At 66.3% G+C, this 17562-nt stretch carries 17 protein-coding genes and 1 pseudogene; 8 read left to right on the top strand and 10 right to left on the bottom strand.

All coding sequences use genetic code 11. The annotated features are described in order from the left end of the window. Positions 1-232: GIY-YIG nuclease family protein (locus KH616_RS10225; RefSeq protein WP_292243786.1), on the bottom strand; the 232-nt coding region annotated here is incomplete at its 3' end. A gap of 85 nt (positions 233-317) precedes the next feature. Beyond that, positions 318-1496 carry a GNAT family N-acetyltransferase gene (locus KH616_RS10220; protein WP_292243785.1) on the bottom strand — a complete coding sequence of 393 codons (1179 nt, stop codon included), beginning with the start codon at positions 1494-1496 and terminating at the stop codon, positions 318-320. 116 nt (positions 1497-1612) lie between these two features. Between KH616_RS10220 and KH616_RS10215 the strand changes: the two genes are divergently transcribed. Both KH616_RS10215 and KH616_RS10210 read left to right on the top strand, forming a co-directional pair. Continuing rightward, positions 1613-3310 carry an NAD+ synthase gene (locus KH616_RS10215; RefSeq protein WP_292243784.1) on the top strand — a complete coding sequence of 566 codons (1698 nt, stop codon included), beginning with the start codon at positions 1613-1615 and terminating at the stop codon, positions 3308-3310. Between the two features lie 65 nt (positions 3311-3375). Beyond that, on the top strand, positions 3376-3714 hold the full coding sequence (locus tag KH616_RS10210; protein ID WP_017333848.1) for a P-II family nitrogen regulator: 339 nt from the start codon (positions 3376-3378) through the stop codon (positions 3712-3714). Positions 3715-3923: 209 nt separating this feature from the next. Here KH616_RS10210 and KH616_RS10205 read toward each other — a convergent pair whose 3' ends face one another. The 5 genes from KH616_RS10205 to KH616_RS10185 form a co-directional block, all read right to left on the bottom strand. Beyond that, complete coding sequence (locus tag KH616_RS10205) at positions 3924-5006, bottom strand: porin (RefSeq protein WP_292243776.1); 1083 nt, start codon at positions 5004-5006, stop codon at positions 3924-3926. A 623-nt stretch (positions 5007-5629) separates the two neighbouring features. Beyond that, a complete protein-coding gene (locus KH616_RS10200) occupies positions 5630-6409 on the bottom strand; it encodes an ABC transporter ATP-binding protein (RefSeq protein WP_292243774.1) in 780 nt (259 codons plus the stop codon). An 18-nt stretch (positions 6410-6427) separates the two neighbouring features. Further along, on the bottom strand, positions 6428-7141 hold the full coding sequence (locus tag KH616_RS10195) for an ABC transporter permease (protein ID WP_292243773.1): 714 nt from the start codon (positions 7139-7141) through the stop codon (positions 6428-6430). Continuing rightward, positions 7138-7827, bottom strand: a complete 690-nt coding sequence (gene hisQ, locus KH616_RS10190) for an ABC transporter permease (protein WP_292243772.1) — start codon at positions 7825-7827, stop codon at positions 7138-7140. The genes KH616_RS10195 and hisQ overlap by 4 nt, the downstream gene beginning before the upstream one ends. A 207-nt stretch (positions 7828-8034) precedes the next feature. After that, positions 8035-8811 carry an ABC transporter substrate-binding protein gene (locus tag KH616_RS10185; RefSeq protein ID WP_292243771.1) on the bottom strand — a complete coding sequence of 259 codons (777 nt, stop codon included), beginning with the start codon at positions 8809-8811 and terminating at the stop codon, positions 8035-8037. Between the two features lie 387 nt (positions 8812-9198). Between KH616_RS10185 and KH616_RS10180 the strand changes: the two genes are divergently transcribed. Then, a complete protein-coding gene (locus tag KH616_RS10180; RefSeq protein ID WP_292243770.1) occupies positions 9199-9897 on the top strand; it encodes a pirin family protein in 699 nt (232 codons plus the stop codon). Between the two features lie 77 nt (positions 9898-9974). Here KH616_RS10180 and KH616_RS10175 read toward each other — a convergent pair whose 3' ends face one another. Further along, positions 9975-10523, bottom strand: coding sequence for a periplasmic heavy metal sensor (locus tag KH616_RS10175; protein WP_292243769.1), 549 nt, complete (start codon positions 10521-10523; stop codon positions 9975-9977). A gap of 222 nt (positions 10524-10745) precedes the next feature. On the opposite strand from KH616_RS10175, the gene KH616_RS10170 reads away from it, so the two are divergent. Together KH616_RS10170 and KH616_RS10165 are read left to right on the top strand one after the other, a co-directional pair. After that, positions 10746-11471, top strand: coding sequence for a response regulator (locus KH616_RS10170; RefSeq protein WP_292243768.1), 726 nt, complete (start codon positions 10746-10748; stop codon positions 11469-11471). Further along, positions 11455-12768, top strand: a complete 1314-nt coding sequence (locus KH616_RS10165) for an ATP-binding protein (protein WP_292243767.1) — start codon at positions 11455-11457, stop codon at positions 12766-12768. Before KH616_RS10170 ends, KH616_RS10165 begins: the two co-directional genes overlap by 17 nt. A 49-nt stretch (positions 12769-12817) precedes the next feature. On the opposite strand, the gene KH616_RS10160 is transcribed toward KH616_RS10165, so the two are convergent. Next, complete coding sequence (locus KH616_RS10160) at positions 12818-13084, bottom strand: hypothetical protein (protein WP_292243766.1); 267 nt, start codon at positions 13082-13084, stop codon at positions 12818-12820. Positions 13085-13567: 483 nt separating this feature from the next. On the opposite strand from KH616_RS10160, the gene KH616_RS10155 reads away from it, so the two are divergent. The 3 genes from KH616_RS10155 (at position 13568) to KH616_RS10145 (ending at position 17250) form a co-directional block, all read left to right on the top strand. Then, on the top strand, positions 13568-15322 hold the full coding sequence (locus KH616_RS10155; RefSeq protein WP_292243765.1) for an ABC transporter permease subunit: 1755 nt from the start codon (positions 13568-13570) through the stop codon (positions 15320-15322). 22 nt (positions 15323-15344) lie between these two features. Next, positions 15345-16685 (top strand): nitrate/sulfonate/bicarbonate ABC transporter ATP-binding protein, encoded by a 1341-nt coding sequence (locus KH616_RS10150; protein ID WP_292243764.1) that lies wholly within the window; start codon positions 15345-15347, stop codon positions 16683-16685. Positions 16686-17052: 367 nt separating this feature from the next. Beyond that, positions 17053-17250, top strand: coding sequence for a hypothetical protein (locus KH616_RS10145; protein ID WP_292243763.1), 198 nt, complete (start codon positions 17053-17055; stop codon positions 17248-17250). 121 nt (positions 17251-17371) lie between these two features. On the opposite strand, the pseudogene KH616_RS10140 reads toward KH616_RS10145, so the two are convergent. Next, positions 17372-17562: pseudogene (locus KH616_RS10140) on the bottom strand (MFS transporter); the annotation flags it as partial.

Genomic DNA, 17562 nt, shown 5'->3' with positions numbered 1-17562 from the left:
CCAGCGCGCGCTTTTGCGTGGCGGACAGCCGCTTGACCCAGTATTCGGCGCGCGACGCGCTCGACCGGTCGGGAAGCGCGAATGACGCGAGCACCGTGTGCGGCTTGCGCGAGCGCGTGTAGCGTGCGCCCTTGCCGGCAGCGTGCTCGTCGAAGCGCGCCGCGACGTCGGTGGTGATGCCGGTGTAGACGCTGCCGTCGACGCATTCGATCAGATACAGAAACCAGGACATGACGGGTCGGCGGGATGCGAAGCCGCCAGTGTCGCAGAAATCGTGCGGCCTGGCGTTGTCCGCATGCATGTGCGTGTGCGCCGTGTCAGTCCGCGCTGCGTTTGAACGGATTGTGCTCGTGCAGCTCGTCGACGTAAGCGTGGATATGATCGGTTTCCCGGTCGAGGAAGCGGGCGACCGCATCCGAGAAAGCCGGGTGCGCGAGCCAGTGCGCGGAATGGGTCACGGTCGGCATGAAGCCGCGCGCGAGCTTGTGCTCGCCTTGCGCGCCGCCTTCGAAGGTGTCGAGCCCGGCCTCGATGCAGAATTCGAGCAGCTGGTAGTACGCGGTCTCGAAATGCAGGAACGGCACCTGTTCGACCGCGCCCCAGTAGCGGCCGTACAGCGTGCCGCCGCCGTCCGCGCTGCGCTGATAAACCGCGAGCGCGCTCGCGATCGGCTTGCCGTCGCGCTCGGCGATCACGAGCAGCAGGTTGTCCGGCATCGTCGCGCCGATGGCGCGGAAGAAATCCAGGTTCAGGTACGGGCTCGAATAGTGGTCGCGATAGGTCTGCCGGTAGCAGCGCGAGAAGAAGCGCCAGTCCGCATCGGTGATCGCCTCGCCCGGCACGCGCCGGAACGTCACGCCGGCATCGCGCACCTTGCGCCGTTCGGCACGGACGTTCTTGCGCTTCTTCTGCTCGAGCGTGCCGAGGAAATCGTCGAAATTCCGGTAGCCGTCGTTGAGCCAGTGAAACTGCACGCCCCGGCGCAGCATCATGCCCATTCCGTCGAGCAGCCGGGCTTCCGTCTCCGTCGGAAACAGCACGTGCAGCGACGACACGTCGCTCTGCTCGGCTAGCGCGATCAGGGTTGCCGCGAGCCGGCGGCGCGCGTCGTCGTCGACGGCAAGCAGGCGCGTGCCCTGTACCGGCGTGAACGGCACCGCGCACAGCAGCTTCGGATAGTAGGGCAGGCCGTTGCGCTGGTACGCATCGGCCCAGGCCCAGTCGAAGACGTATTCGCCGTACGAATGGCGCTTCAGGTAGACGGGCGCCGCGGCGGCGAGGCGGCCGGTGCGTTCGTCGGTCAGCGTGACGAAGCGCGGCGACCAGCCGGTTTCGTCGACCGCGCAGCGCGTCGCGTGCAATGCGTCGAGGAATTCATGGCGCAGGAACGGCGTCGGGCGCGCGTCGCGTCCGAGCAGTGCATTCCATTCGTTCGCATCCGCCTCGGCGGGGGACGACAGGATGCCCGTGCGATAATCGATGCGTTCGTGTTTCAACCGTGTGAATCCGTACCGTTGGATGTCGCCGGGCGCGCGCCGCAAGCCGCTGCGCGTTTCCGGGACGATTTCGTCAGCCGTTCACGGCGTGGCCGCCAGGCCGCGCCGATCCCGTCATGAAGACCCGTATCGCTCTCGCTCAAATCAACGTCACCGTCGGCGATTTCGCCGGCAATGTCGCCAGGATCGTCGCCGCCGCGCGTGCCGCACATCACGATGGCGCGCAGCTGATGATCGCTCCCGAACTCGCGCTGTCCGGATATCCGCCGGAAGACCTGTTGCTGCGGCCGGCGTTCTACGCGGCCTCGGCGGCCGCGCTCGACGAACTCGCCATGCAGCTGAAGGCGTTCGACGGCCTCGCGGTGCTGGTCGGTCATCCGATGCGCGCCGCCGACGGCGCGCCAGGCGTCGATGGTAATGCAAACCGCCCGATCGAGCGCGGCGTGCCGCCGTCGGATACGTACAACGCGGCGTCGCTGATCGTCGGCGGCGAGATCGTCGGCACCTATCGCAAACAGGATCTGCCGAATGCCGAAGTGTTCGACGAGAAGCGCTATTTTGCGACCGACACCGAGCCGCTCGTATTCGAGCTGAACGGCGTGAAGTACGGCGTGCTGATCTGCGAGGACGCCTGGCATGCGTCGGCCGCGCAGATCGCCAGGGCGGCGGGCGCGCAGGTGCTGCTGATCCTGAACGGCTCGCCCTATCACATGAACAAGGACGCTGTGCGCATGGAGATCCTGCGCGCGCGCATCCGCGAGACCGGGCTGCCGATGGTGTACGTGAACCTCGTCGGCGGACAGGACGAGCTGGTGTTCGACGGCGGCTCGTTCGTGCTCGATGCGTCGGGCGAGCTTGTCGCGAAGATGCCGCAGTTCGAGGAAGGACATGCGATCGTCGAATTCGACGGCGCGCGGCCGCTGCCGGCGCGCATCGCGCCGGAACTGCCGCTCGAGGCGCAGGTGTATCGCGCGCTCGTGATGGGCGTACGCGACTACATCGGCAAGAACGGCTTCCCGGGCGCGATCATCGGCCTGTCGGGCGGTGTCGATTCGGCGCTGGTGCTTGCCGTCGCATGCGACGCGCTCGGGCCCGACCGGGTGCGTGCGGTGATGATGCCGTCGCGCTTCACCGCCGATATCTCCACGACCGACGCGGCCGACATGGCGCAGCGTGTCGGCGTGCGCTACGACGAGATCGCGATCGCGCCGATGTTCGACGCGTTCCGCGCGGCGCTCGCCGCGGAATTCGAAGGGCGCGCCGAAGACGCGACGGAAGAGAACATCCAGGCGCGCATCCGCGGCACGCTGCTGATGGCGCTGTCGAACAAGTTCGGCTCGATCGTGCTGACGACCGGCAACAAGAGCGAGATGGCGGTCGGCTACTGCACGTTGTACGGCGACATGGCGGGCGGCTTCGCGGTAATCAAGGACATCGCGAAGACGCTCGTGTATCGCCTCTGCCGCTACCGGAACGCCGCGCCGGAATTCGCGACGCACGACATCATCCCCGAGCGGATCCTGACGCGCGCGCCGTCCGCCGAGCTGCGCGAAAACCAGACCGACCAGGACAGCCTGCCGCCGTACGACGTGCTCGACGCGATCATGCGGATGTACATGGAAGAGGATCGCCCGCTTGCCGACATCGTCGCGGCGGGCTACGCGGAAGCCGACGTGAAGCGTGTCACGCGGCTCATCAAGATCAACGAATACAAGCGGCGCCAGGCGCCGATCGGCATCCGCGTCACGCATCGCGCATTCGGCCGCGACTGGCGCTATCCGATCACGTCGCGCTTCGCCGAAAGCCTCGATTGAGCCGTTCGCGGCGTAGAATCGGGCTCGCGTCTTTTCATCCAAACGAGCATTGAGGGACAAGCATCATGAAACGCATTACCGCCATCATCAAGCCGTTCAAGCTGGACGAGGTCCGCGAAGCGCTCGCCGAGGTCGGCCTCACGGGCCTGACCGTTACCGAAGTGAAGGGCTTCGGCCGTCAGAAAGGACACACCGAACTGTATCGCGGCGCCGAGTACGTCGTCGATTTCCTGCCGAAGATGAAGATCGAGGTGGTTGTCGCGGAAGGCCAGGTCGATCAGGTGATCGACGCGGTGATCGGCGCCGCGCGTACCGGCAAGATCGGCGACGGCAAGATCTTCGTGTCGGATGTCGAGCGCGTGATCCGCATCCGTACGGGCGAGGAGAACGAAGCCGCAGTGTAAGCGGCGCATGCGCGTGCGCGCATGCCGGCGTGCCTGCGCTGGCCTGTGCGCACCGATAGACCCGCCCTCGCCGGTACGCCCTCGCCGGTACGCCCTCGCCGGTACGCCCGCGTGGGCCACACAATAAAAAAACGGTGCGATACCCGGTCGGGTACCGCACCCATACGCGCCTCTCGCAGCGGCGTGGAAAACGTCTCGATCCGTCCGGATCAGAAATAGTGCTGGATACCGGCGTAGACGCCCGTCTGGCTGCCGCCGAATTTCGGATTGCCGGTCGACACGTCGGTGCCGGCTCCGTTGGCGTTCAGGCCGAAGTTCGCAGTCTTGCTGTTGCGCACCGTGGCAACCTGCAGGTCGAGCAGCGTGCGCTTCGACAGGTTGTACGAGCCGCCGAGCGTGTAGATGTTCGCGTTGCCGCCGCCGTGGTTCGCGTTGACGTGATAGACGGCCGCGATCAGCGCAGCAGCCGGCGTGGCCTGCCACGTGACGCCGCCCCAGATCTGCTGGGTGCCCGTGACGCCATTGTTGACGACCGGGCCGCCGCTGCCGTCCGCGTGCGAGGTCTGGTAGGCCGCCTGCAGCTTGAACTGGCCGAGGAACACGTTCGCGCCCGCGAAATATTCACGCGAGTAGTTGAAGACATCGGAGAACCGGCCGTTGCTGTCGCGCATTTCGTCGTAGATGCCGCGCAACTGGAACAGCGAGTTCGTATAGGTGATCTGGGCGCCCGCTGCGCGGCCCGGCTGGCCGGCCGTGGTGTTGCCGTTGAAGTTCGTCGAGTTCGAGAACGCGAACTGACCATAGAAATCGAAGCCGTAGTACTTCGGCGACTGGTACGAAACGTTGTTGCTGGTCTTGTTCCAGTTGCGGCCTCGCACCAGCGAAGCGCTCGACCAGGCTGTCTGCCCGAGCGGGTCGAAGTCCCACACGCCGTTCGAGATCGCGAGTTCGCGGCCGAGCAGCAGGGTACCGTAGGTGTCGTTCGCCACCCCGACCGTCGCAAAGCGGCTCCACAGGCCGCCGCCGCTCGGGCCGGTGCCGTTCATCACGTCGAAGCTGCCTTCCAGCTGGAAGACGATCTTGCTGCCGGCGCCGATGTCCTCGGAGCCTCTCATGCCCCACAGGCTCGTGCCCCAGTCGCCGCTTTGCGCGCGCCAGCGGGCGCCGTTCTGCATCCCGTTCAGATATTCGATGCCGGCATCGAGACGGCCGTACAGCAACACGCTGCTCTGTGCGTGCGCTGCGACTCCTGCGGCCATCAGCGCTGCCGCGACCAAAGCTTTTTTCATCATCTCCTCCATACCCAGTCAAAAAGTCAACCCAGTACTGCACGACATGCCCGGCGCGGCAGGCGCCAGGCAAAAGCGGGATAACCAGGGAGACCTCGTACGAAACCGGTCGGGTGCGGCACGCCGGCGGGCGTGCCGGGATGCCGTTGAGCGGGCCCGCGTAGCCGGATGGCCTGGCGGAGTCTCCTTGTCGTCGTGAAATCAAACTACATTTCATGAACTTTGTTTTGCTACTTTGGTTACCAATTTAGCAAAAATACAAATTTATGGCGATGGAAATCGTTGTTTGACTAACACGTGTCGCCAAATTGCCATGCGGACCGTTGTGCAACGGCACGCGGGCACACGCCGGGCCGGCGGCAAAGCCTTGCCGGGTCAAGGAGGGCACGATTCGTGAAGATTGGAGTCAAGGATTGCCATGATTGACGCATGGCGGCATGCGAGCGTAGGGGGCGAGACGCTGAGGCTGGCGTTCGTCACGATGCCGGTGCGCGGCTGCCGTGCCGGTGCGGTCGGGCTGACAGCACGATGGCGTGCATGGCGCGCGTTCGCCGGGGCGGCGAAGCGACGCGTAAACGCAAACGGGCGCCCTGCACGCAGGGCGCCCGTCGATGCGATCGAGCCGCTTACTTGAGACTGCCGGACAGGAACTGCCGCAGACGCTCGCTCTTCGGATTGGCGAACACCTCGGCCGGCACGCCTTCTTCCTCGACGCGCCCCTGATGCAGGAACATCACGTGGTTCGACACGTTGCGCGCGAACCCCATCTCGTGCGTGACGACGACCATCGTCCGGCCTTCTTCGGCCAGCTTCTGCATCACCTTCAGCACTTCGCCGACCAGTTCCGGGTCGAGCGCCGATGTCGGCTCGTCGAACAGCATCACGTCCGGATGCATTGCCAGCGCGCGTGCGATCGCGACGCGCTGCTGCTGGCCGCCCGACAGATGCGACGGATACTGCTTCTCGACGCGCGGCGCGAGACCGACTTTCTCGAGATACATGCGCGCGCGTTCCTCGGCTTCGCGCTTCGGGATGCCGAGCACGTGCACCGGCGCTTCCATCACGTTCTCGAGCACGTTCATGTGCGCCCACAGGTTGAAGTGCTGGAACACCATCGACAGCTTCGTGCGCACGCGCTGCAGCTGTTTCGGATCGGCCGCGCGCAGCGCGCCCGTCTTGTCGGGGGTGGTGCGCACTTCCTCGCCGTCGACGACGATGCGGCCGGCATTCGGCTGCTCGAGAAAGTTGATGCAGCGGAGCATCGTGCTCTTGCCGGAGCCCGACGAACCGATCACGCTGATCACGTCGCCTGCGTTTGCCTTCAGCGAGACGCCCTTGAGCACCTCGTTGCTGCCGTACCGCTTGTGGAGATCGTCGACGAAAAGCTTTTGAGTCTGGGAATTCATCAATAGTCCTGGCGAAACTTACTTGCCTTGCGGGCGCAGATACGCGAGCCAGCGGCGCTCGGCCTTGCGGAACAGCCACACGAGCGCAAACGAGATCGCAAGATAGAGCAGGGCGGCGATGCCGAATGCCTCAAACGACATGTAGGTCGCCGAGTTGACGTCGCGGGCAATTTTCAGGATGTCCGGCACGGTCGCGGTGAAGGCCACCGTCGTCGCGTGCAGCATCAGGATCACCTCGTTGCTGTACAGCGGCAGCGCGCGACGCAGCGCGGACGGCAGGATCACGCGGCGATACATCGTAAATGTCGACATCCCGTACGCGCGCGCGGCTTCGATCTCGCCGTAGGAGGTCGCCTTGATCGCGCCCGCGAAGATCTCGGTCGTATACGCGCAGGTGTTCAGCGCGAACGCGAGCAGCGTGCAGTTCATCCCTTCGCGGAAGAACGCGTCGAGCATCGGCGTGCCGCGCACGACCTGCAGGCTGTACAGGCCCGTGTAGCACAGCAGCAGCTGCACATAGAGCGGCGTGCCGCGGAACACGTACGTATAGAGCCAGACCACGCCCGACAGCCAGCGGTTCTTCGAGACGCGGGCGACGGCGAGCGGCACCGACAGGCAGAAGCCGACCCCGATCGACACGACGAGCAGCCACAGCGTGATGGCGACGCCGGTGGTGCGGTAGCCGTCGGTATAGAGGTAGTTGCGCCAGTATTCTTGAATCAGTTCGATCATAGTTCTGCCTTCCGGACGCCGGTCGAATAGCGCTTTTCAAGCCACATCAGCACGAAGTTCGACACCGTCGTGATGGCCAGGTAGATCGCACCCGCGATCAGGGTGAAGAAGAAGAACCGCAGCGTGCCCTTGCCTGCGTCCTGCGACGCCTTGACGACGTCGGCGAGGCCGATGATCGACACGAGCGCGGTGGACTTCACGAGCACCTGCCAGTTGTTGCCGATGCCGGGCAGTGCGAAGCGCATCATCTGCGGGAACATGATGCGCGAGAAGACCTGCCAGTTCGTCATGCCGTATGCGCTGCCCGCCTCGAGCTGGCCGCGCGGCACCGACAGGAACGCGCCGCGGAACGTCTCCGTGAAGTACGCGCCGTAGATGAAGCCGAGCACGAGGACGCCCGCCAGGAACGGATCGATGTCGATCTGATCCCAGCCGAGCGCGTCGGTCAGGTGATTCAGCCAGATCTGGATGCTGTAGAACAGCAGCAGCATCAGCACGAGGTCCGGCACGCCGCGGATCAGCGTCGTGTAGCCGGTGCCGAGGCCGTTCGTGATGCGGTTGCGGGACAGCTTCGCCGCCGCGCCGAGGAGGCCCAGCAGGAACGACAGCGCGAGCGAGAGCACCGCCAGTTTGACGGTTTGCCAGGTGCCTGCGAGGATCAGCGGGCCGTAACCTTGAAGAAACATATGTGGTCCTTGACGGCGCACCGGAGGCGCCGCGAAAGACGCGTCCCGCGCATTGCGCGGAACGCCCCGTGCGTATCATGACCGTCCGCCCGGCGTGGGGGCCGGGCCTGCCCGTCGCGGCGGGCGGCGGGCGAGGGTGCGGGCGGCGCGTGGTTGACTTCCTTGTATTGCCGCGAGCGCGGGGTGCAGCCCGCGTTCGTGTCCGGATTATCGGGCCGAGTACACGCTGAACGCGAAATACTTGTGCGACAGCCGGTCGTACGTGCCGTCCTTGTGCATGTCGGCCAGCGCCTTGTTGATCTTCATCTTCAGGTCGGTGTCCTCCTTGCGCAGGCCGATCGCGGTGCCGTCGCCGATCGTCTTCGGATCCTTGACCTCCGGCCCGGCGAACGCGAAGCCCTTGCCGCGCGGCGTGCGCAGGAAGCCGTAGTCGGCCTGCAGCTCATCCTGCAGCGTCGCGTCGAGGCGGCCCGAGCCGAGGTCGGTGTAGACCTGGTCCTGGTTCTGGTACGGCACGACCGTGACGCCCTGCGGTTCCCAGTAGGCTTTCGCGTAGCTTTCCTGCGTCGAGCCCTGCTCGACGCCGACGCGCTTGCCCTTCAGCGACGCGACGGTCGGCAGAAGCGGCGAGCCGGTCTTCGCGATCATCCGCGCCGGTGCGTCGTAGACCTTGTCGGAGAAGTCGATCTGTTCGCGGCGCTTGTCCGTCACGGTCAGCGACGACACGATCATGTCGTACTTCTTGGCCTTCAGCGCCGGGATGATGCCGTCGAGATCCTGCGGCACCCACACGCACTTTGCGTTGATCCGCTTGCAGATTTCCTTGGTGAGATCGACGTCGAACCCGACGATCTCGCCGCTTGGCGCGGTCGACTCGAACGGCGGGTAGCTGGCGTCGACGCCGATCCGCACGGTCTTCCACTCCTTCGCGAGGGCGCTGCCGGCCACGAGGGCGAGGGCGGCGCACAGGGCGGCCTTCTTCATTTCCATCCTTATGCTCTGACTGTCCGGGGCGGCGCGCGCGGTCTGTCGGCCGGGCGCCGCGCCGTATTCTAGATAGCCAAAATTCGTCGTTCGGCAGCTGGGCGGCGGGAGCCGCCGGGTAGGCGGGCGCCAAAAGCGCGGTATTTTACCCGAACGCGATACGCGGACAGCGTAGAAGCGCGCTTCCGGGCGTATCCGTTGGCGCGGGACGACGCTGCGCCGGGCGGATCGGTCATGCCGTTGCGGCAATCACTTTAGTCGCAACAAATAGTGCATGCATTGGTGTCATGGGCGCAACGATCCGATGCGTGCACGCGGATTGTTGGCGCGCGGGCGTGTCTCTACAGTGGCGGCAGACCGGAAATCTCGTCCAACGGAGCGTCGCCCATGTTTCAAATTCGTCGCGCGGCCGACCGCGTCCATACCAGCCAGGGCTGGCGCGATACCTATCACAGCTTTTCCCTCGCCGGCGGTCTGGACGGAGCGCATCCGCCGATCGGCGCGCTGTGCGCGCTGAACGACGACCGGATCGCGCCGACCCGTGGTTTCGGCATGCAACCGCATCGCGATACGGAGATCGTCACCTACGTGCTGGACGGCGCGCTGGCGCATCGCGACAGCATGGGCAACGGCTCGATCGTCCGTTCCGGCGGCGTGCAGCGGATGAGTGCGGGAACCGGGATCGTCTGCAGCGCGTACAACGCCTCGCGCGTCGAGCCGCTGCATGTGCTGCAGGTCTGGCTGGCGCCGGCGGGGCCGGGCGGCAGGCCGGGCAGCGAGGAAAAGCAGTTCGACATGGCCGACAAGCGCGGCGCGTTGCGGCTCATCGCGTCGCCGGACGGGCGCGACGGCTCGGTGTCGATCGGTGCCGACGCGCGGATCCATGCGGCGCTGATCGACGGCGATGAAGCGGCGATGTTCGAGGTGCAGGCGGGGCGCCGGATCTATATTCATGTCGCGCGCGGCTCGGTGGCGGTCAATGGCGAGCCGCTTGCGGCAGGGGATGGCGCACGGATCGAGGCGGTAGAGACAGTGTCGTTGACGCGCGGCGAAGCCGCCGAAGTGTTGCTGTTCGATCTCGCGTAGGGACAAAGCGCGGAGGCGGCGGACGCGGGCCGGCGAGCCCGCGTCCGTGAGGCCGCCGCGGCGGCCCATGCGACTTCTTATTGCGCCGGCGCCGAGGCGGCGTTGCCCGACTGGCGGTGCTGTTCCCAGCGCTCCTTCATCTTCTCGTTCCGTTGCTCCATGCGTGCGAACTGCTGCTTGATCGCCGTGCTGACCATCGTCTTTTGCGCGTCGTTCAGGCTGTTGTAGAACGCGAGCCATGCGGCCGACGTCTGTTCGCGCAGCTGCGCATTGCGCTGTTCGGCCTGCTGGCGTGCCGCGTGCATCGCGTTCAGGTCGAGGATCGGCTGGTTCTGCTGCGCCTTGAACTGCTCGCGCATCTGCTCGTGGCTCTTGTGCATGGCCTCGCGGTTCTGCTTCATCGTGCTGACTGCGGACTGCCACTGCTGCTCCTGGGCGGCGGACAGGTTCAGCTTGTCGTGCATGCGCTGGATCGCGCCGAACGGACCGCCGTCGCCCATGTGATGATGCATGCCCGGACCGCCCGGCGGCGGCGTGTCGGACGGCTGCGCCGCCTGTGCGGTGCCGAATGCGAGAGCGAGCACGGTGGCGGCCGCCATGGCCACCCGGGATGTCTTCTTATACATTTCAGTTACTCCTGTTCGAAAGGGCCGGCGACGCGGCGGCAGAGGAAACCGCGGGCCGCAATCCGGTAAGACGCAGGTTAGCCGCCCGTCCTGCGGCCCGTGTTACGCCGTCCGTGAGCCGGATTACGGAGCATTACAGTTGGCTTGCGCGGTAACCCGCAGTAACCCTTTCCGTACTTTGTATCGTCTTTCGGGCCGCCGTCGCGCGGTAAACTTCGAGCCATGACTACCCAGATCCTCATCGTCGACGACGACCAAGAACTGCGCGACCTGTTGCGCGACTACCTCGTACGCCAGGGCATGGAAGTGTCGGTGCTGCACGACGCGGCGACGCTCGAGAAGCGTCTCGAGCGCGAGCGTCCCGACCTGATCGTGCTGGACCTGATGATGCCGGGCGTGGATGGCCTGACGGCATTGCGCCAGTTGCGCGCAGCCGGCGACGACATCCCCGTGATCATGCTGACCGCGCGAGCCGACGACGTCGACCGCATCGTCGGTCTCGAGCTCGGGGCGGACGACTATCTCGGCAAGCCGTTCAACCCGCGCGAGCTGCTCGCCCGGGTGCAGGCGGTGCTGCGCCGTCGCCGCGCGACGCCGTCGGCGGCGGCGCCCGAGCAACGCGAGCCGTATGCGTTCGGCCGCTTCGTGCTCGATTTCCAGGCGCGCACGCTGTCGGTCGAAGGCAAGCCGGCGACGCTGTCGAGCAGCGAATTCGCGCTCCTGAAAATCTTCGTCAACAACGCGCTGCGCACGCTCACGCGCGAGCGGCTGCTCGAATTGCTGCACGGGCCGGAATACGACGGTACCGACCGCGGCATCGACGTCCAGGTGTGGCGTCTGCGCCGCATCCTCGAATCGGATCCGTCGACGCCGCGCTTCATCCAGACGGTGCGGGGGCGCGGCTACGTGTTCGTGCCCGACGGCGAGGCCCATGCGCAAACCCATTGATTCGCTGTTCGGACGGCTGGCCCTGCTGGTCGTCGGCGTGCTGCTGCTGTCGCATTTCGCGTGGTATTTCGCGATGCGGCTCGAGCGCAACCAGCAGCAGACACGCTTCGCGGTGGAGGAAGCTGCGTTTCTCGTCGACGCGGTGCGCCAGCACGTCGCGCGCACGCCGGATCAGCCGTTGCCGTCGCGCGTGCGGCTCGTCTCGCCCGGCGACCCGGACGTGCCGCATGCCGAGGCGGATCTGTCGGCGCCGCTCAAGCGCTTCCGCGATGACGTGAGCGACCGGATGCCGCCCGGCACGCGCGTCGAGATCGGCGCGCCCGGCCATCCGCCGGAGCTGTGGGTCAAGGAGCCGTCCGACCGGAGCTGGATCGTCGTGCCGGTGCAGCCGTTGCGGCCGCCGCGCTCGCTCGACCGGATGGTGATCTGGCTCGCGACGATCTTTTCCGCAGGCGTGATCGCCGCGCTGTTTGCCGCCTGGCAACTGCAGCAGCCGCTGCGCTCGCTTGCCCGCGCGGTCGGCCGTTTCGGCCGCGGCCAGCCGGTGCCGCCGGTGCGCGAGTCCGGCCCGCGCGAGCTGCGCCAGCTCACGCACGGTTTCAACCAGATGGTGGAGCAGGTGTCGCGCGCGGAGAACGACCGCGCGGTCATGCTGGCCGGCGTCGCGCACGATTTGCGCACGCCGCTTGCGCGGATGCGACTGCGTGCCGAGATGATGGACGACGCGCGGTTGCGCGACGGCATCGTGCGCGATGTCGACTCGATGACGCACATCGTCGACCAGTTCCTGGTGTTCGCGCATGGCGGCACGGACAGCAGCGAGCCGGTGCAGGTCGACCGGGCTTGCGAGCGGATCGCGCGCACCTACCGCGCGGTTGCGCCGAAGGCGCCGACCGTCGAGACCCGGCTGCAATCCGACCCCGCATTCCGGCTGCCGACCGCGACGCTCGAGCGAATCCTGTCGAACCTGCTCGACAATGCGCATGCTTACGGCGCGCCGCCCGTGATCGTCGAGACGAGGCGCACGCCGACCGGCTACACGCTGTCGGTCAGCGATCACGGCGGCGGTATCGCGCCCCGCGACCTCGCGGCCGCGACGCGGCCGTTCGTGCGCCTCGATCCGGCGCGCGGCGGCAACGGGCATAGCGGACTGGGGCTCGCGATCGTCGAGCGGCTGGTTCTGCGGCTGGGCGGCACGTGCGAGATCGGCAACCTGCCGGAAGGCGGCCTGCGCGTCACGATGTCGTTCCCGTTCGACGTGCTGCCGAAGGGCGAGGATCACGCGCGCGCCGCATGAGGGCGCGCCGGGCCGGCCGGTCATGCCGGCCGCGGGCGCCGCCGGGATGTTACTCGCCGAACAGCGTGCCGAGCGTCTCGGCAGCGTTGCTGTCGATCGTGTTGTAGGTGACGCTGGTGGCCTCGAAAATATAGACGGTCGTGTATTTGCCGAGGCGGTCGAGAATCTCGTCCTGCAGCGATTCCGGCACGATATTCATGTTCAGGTACCACGCGGTCGACGACAACCGCGTCTGGAACGAACCGTACTCCTGCATCAGCTCGTAGAACGCGTCGGCGTCCTGGTCGCGGCATACGATCACCAAGTTTCCTGCCATTCAAACCTCCAGCTCGTCAGTCAATCAATCCACGTGGGGCGAGTCCCGATCATACCCGCTTCGCCCGATCCGGCTTCTGACGCACCGCACGGATTTGCGTCATGCGCGCCGGGCGGGTTCACGGCTGGCCCGGTTCGCGGCATAATTCGTGCCTGCACGCCGGCTGGACGACTGTTCGCCGGTTCGTCCTGCACCGATTCGTCCGCCGCCAGCCCGTTCCGGGCCCGATTTGTCCGCGGCAGCGGGCGGTTAGACCGTCCCGATCCGGAAGGTTGTGCCTGAAATACAGGTTGTAGTAGTGTCGTGCCGTCGCGGGGCCTTCGACCGGATGCCGCGCGGTTGCGCGGCGTGTGTGTGGGCGCGCTGCATCCGCCTTAATCGTGAGTCAAAACGAAATACCGCGCCCGTGCGCTTTGCCATGAATCAACAACGTCTGCCGGTCTCATTCTTCGATTCGATGGGCCTTACCGGGGAGGGCGCCTGATGAACTTCGGATTCGATCCGAACCGGATCGCCAATGCCTCCGCGTGGCGCGTCCTGCCGAACCGCTGGGACTTCATCGCATTTCCGCTGATCATTTGCCTGATCGCGATGGCGGTCGTCGGGTTCCACGAAATGCTGGCGCCGATCACGACCCTCGAAACGCAGAAGATCTCGCTCGACCCGGCGAACCTGCCGGAATACGCGCTGCGCACCACGCTGCGGATGCTGTCCGCGATGGCCGCATCGCTCGTGTTCACGCTCGTCTACGGCACGCTGGCCGCGAAGAGCCGTCGCGCCGGCATGGTGCTGATCCCGATCCTCGACATCCTGCAGTCGGTGCCGGTGCTCGGCTACATCTCGTTTACGGTGACGTTCTTCCTCGCGCTGTTCCCGAACCGCGTGCTCGGCGCCGAACTGGCCGCGATCTTCGCGATCTTCACCAGCCAGGCGTGGAACATGACGTTCAGCTTCTACCAGTCGCTGCGCACGGTGCCGCGCGACCTGGACGAGGTGTCGCGCGGCTTTCACCTGACATCGTGGCAGCGCTTCTGGAAGCTCGAGGTGCCGTTCTCGATGCCGGGTCTCGTCTGGAACATGATGATGTCGATGTCGGGCGGCTGGTTCTTCGTCGTCGCGTCCGAGGCGATCACGGTCGGCAACCATACGATCACGCTGCCGGGGATCGGCGCGTATCTCGCGCAGGCGATCGCCGACAAGAATCTCGGCGCGGTCGGCTGGGTCATCCTCGCGATGACGGTCGTGATCCTCGCGTACGATCAGCTGCTGTTCCGTCCCCTCGTCGCGTGGGCCGACAAGTTCCGGATGGAGACGACCAGCTCGGGCAATGCGCCCGAATCGTGGCTGCTCGATCTCGTGCGCCGGACGCGCCTGATTCATCAGCTGCTGGTGCCGGCCGGCTGGATCTTCGCGAAGGCGGCGCGCATCCCGTTCCGCCTGCCGCTGTCGGGCGCCGTGCGTTTCACGCTGCCGCGCGTCGAGCGGAAGGCGTCGTTCGTCACCGATATCGCCTGGGCGGCCCTGGTGCTGCTCGGCACCGCTTACGTGGTCTGGCAGGTCGTCAGCTTCGTGGCGAGCGGCGTGACGCTGGGCGAGGTCGGTCACGTGTTCGTGTTGGGCCTCATCACGCTGTTGCGCGTGGTGCTGCTGATCGCGCTGGCATCGCTGGTCTGGGTGCCGGTCGGGGTGTGGATCGGGTTGCGCCCGGCCGTGGCCGAAAAGGTTCAGCCGCTCGCGCAGTTCCTCGCGGCATTCCCGGCGAACCTGCTGTTCCCGGTGTTCGTGATCGTGATCGTGAAGTTCCACCTGAACGCGGACATCTGGCTGTCGCCGCTGATCGTGCTCGGCACGCAGTGGTATATCCTGTTCAACGTGATTGCCGGCGCCACCGCCTATCCGAACGACTACCGCGAAGCGGCGACGAACTTCCGCATCCGTGGCTGGCAATGGTGGCGGCAGGCGATCCTGCCGGGCATCTTCCCCTATTACGTGACGGGCGCGATCACCGCGTCGGGCGGCGCGTGGAACGCGAGCATCGTGTCGGAACTCGTCCAGTGGGGCGATACCAAGATCGAGGCGCACGGCCTCGGCGCGTACATCGCGCAGATGACCGCAGCCGGCGACTATCCGAAGATCATCCTGGGCATCGCCGTGATGTCCCTGTTCGTCACGTTGTTCAACCGCCTGCTGTGGCGACCGCTGTATGCCTACGCCGAAGCCAGGCTGCGGCTCGACTGAGACTGATTGAGAGCGAAACGCGATGCAAAATCCGAATGCTGTAAACGCCCCCGTTCAGACGCCGCCGATGCCTCCGCGCCTCGGCGAGGAAATCCTGCGGGTCGACAACGTCAGCCGCGGCTTCAACAAGACGCAAGGCGAGCTGCTGGTGCTCGACGGCGCGAACCTGTCGCTGCGCGAAGGCGAGATCGTCGGGCTGCTCGGCCGTTCCGGCTCGGGCAAGTCGACCCTGCTGCGCATCATCGCCGGCCTGATCGAGCCGACGGACGGCGAGGTGAGCTATCTCGGCAAGCCGCTCGAAGGGCCGGCCGCCGGCGTTGCGATGGTGTTCCAGACGTTTGCGCTGTTCCCGTGGCTGACCGTGCTGCAGAACGTGGAAGCGGGCCTCGAGGCGCTCGGCGTCGGCGCGCGCGAGCGGCGCGAACGCGCGCTTGCCGCGATCGACCTGATCGGTCTCGACGGTTTCGAGAACGCCTATCCGCGCGAGCTGTCGGGCGGCATGCGCCAGCGCGTCGGCTTCGCGCGCGCGCTCGTCGTCGATCCGACGCTGCTGCTGATGGACGAGCCGTTTTCCGCGCTCGACGTGCTGACCGCCGAAACGCTGCGTACCGACCTGCTCGATCTGTGGACGCAGGGCCGGATGCCGATCAAGTCGGTGCTGATCGTCACGCACAACATCGAGGAAGCGGTATTCATGTGCGACCGGATCCTCGTGCTGTCGTCGAATCCGGGGCGCGTGATCGCCGAGATCAAGGTGCCGTTCAAGCATCCGCGCAACCGTCTCGATCCGGCGTTCCGCCGTCTCGTCGACGACATCTACGCGAAGATGACGGCCCGCCAGATCGGCGAGGCGACGAAGAAGGGGCTCGAGCTCGGCAGCTGGCTGCCGCAGGTGTCGACCAACCTGATGGCCGGCCTGATCGAGACGCTCGCCGCCGCGCCGTATCACGGCCGCGCGGACATGCCGGAAATCGCGCGCACGCTGCATCTGGAGGTCGACGACCTGTTCCCGATCGCCGAAATGCTGCAGTACCTCGGCTTCGCCGACGTGCGGGAAGGGGACGTGTTCCTGACGCCGCCGGGGCGCGTGTTCGCCGAGTTCGGCACACAGGAACGGAAGATGATGTTCGCCGAGCATCTGCTGCGGCACGTGCCGCTCGCGGCGCGGATCAAGAAGGTGCTGAACGAGCGCCCGGGCCATCGCGCGCCGCGCGTGCGCTTCGAGCAGGAACTCGAAGATTTCCTGTCCGACGGCGCGGCCGAAGAGACGCTCGACGCGGTGATCGACTGGGGCCGTTACGGCGAGATCTTCTCGTACAACGACCAGACCGAAATCTTCAGCCTCGAGGACGTCGAGTCCTGACCGCTTCGCCGACCGCGAGGCTGCCGGTTGCGTGCGCGATGGCGTCCCGCCGGTTCTGATGAAGCTGTTTTCGTCCCCGAGCACAGGTGCTGTCCGGGCGGGCCGTCATGCACGCCCGCTTCGCATGATTGTTTCGCAATCGTCTGACGAACAATGCAAGGCACTGGCAAACAGTGACGACGGTTTCGTACCCATGTGCGGCGCGATGGTCCGGCGCATCGTGGGGGAAAGGGCGAAACGATGCACAATGAGACGTGTCCTAATCATAGGTCGCATCGATTGCGACCAGGCGTATCACTTGTGTATTGGTGGTTGATGGAGGTTTCGACGGCGGCTTCGTGCCGTTCAGCTCATGAGACACCCAGTCATGCGCCGTGCCAAACTGCCCCCACACCCGCAGCCCGACACCGGAACCGGCCGCACGCGATCACGCCCCGATGCGCCGTTCGCGCCGCCGGCAGGCGCGCCCGCCGAGGCCCCGCACGACGGCGACCACAATCAGGGCGGCACGCGCCCGGAAGGGCTCGACTACCAGCGCGACCTCGGCGTGGAACAGGACGCGTGACGTCAGTCCCGCGGGATCCGGCTGTCACGTCCGATCCGTCGCGCGGCGCTGCCGTTGTCGCCGGTGAGCGTGCGAATCGTGCCGGCCGCACCCGATGCGGCACCCGTGATCGGCATGCCGGTCAGGCCGAAGCGTGGGGTTGCGGCGACGCGATGCGCAGTGTGCTGACCACCGCCGCGATCGCTGCGAACGCGGTGGCGACATAGAGCGCAACCGTCGGCCCGTGCGCGGGCGCGACGCTGAAGATCAGCGCGGCGATCGCGGCGCCGAGCGTCTGGCCGGTCAGCCGTGCGGTGCCGAGCATGCCGCCTG

Source organism: Burkholderia sp. (assembly GCF_018375725.1).
Taxonomy (GTDB): domain Bacteria; phylum Pseudomonadota; class Gammaproteobacteria; order Burkholderiales; family Burkholderiaceae; genus Burkholderia.
This window is presented reverse-complemented; position numbering and strand designations above follow the sequence as displayed.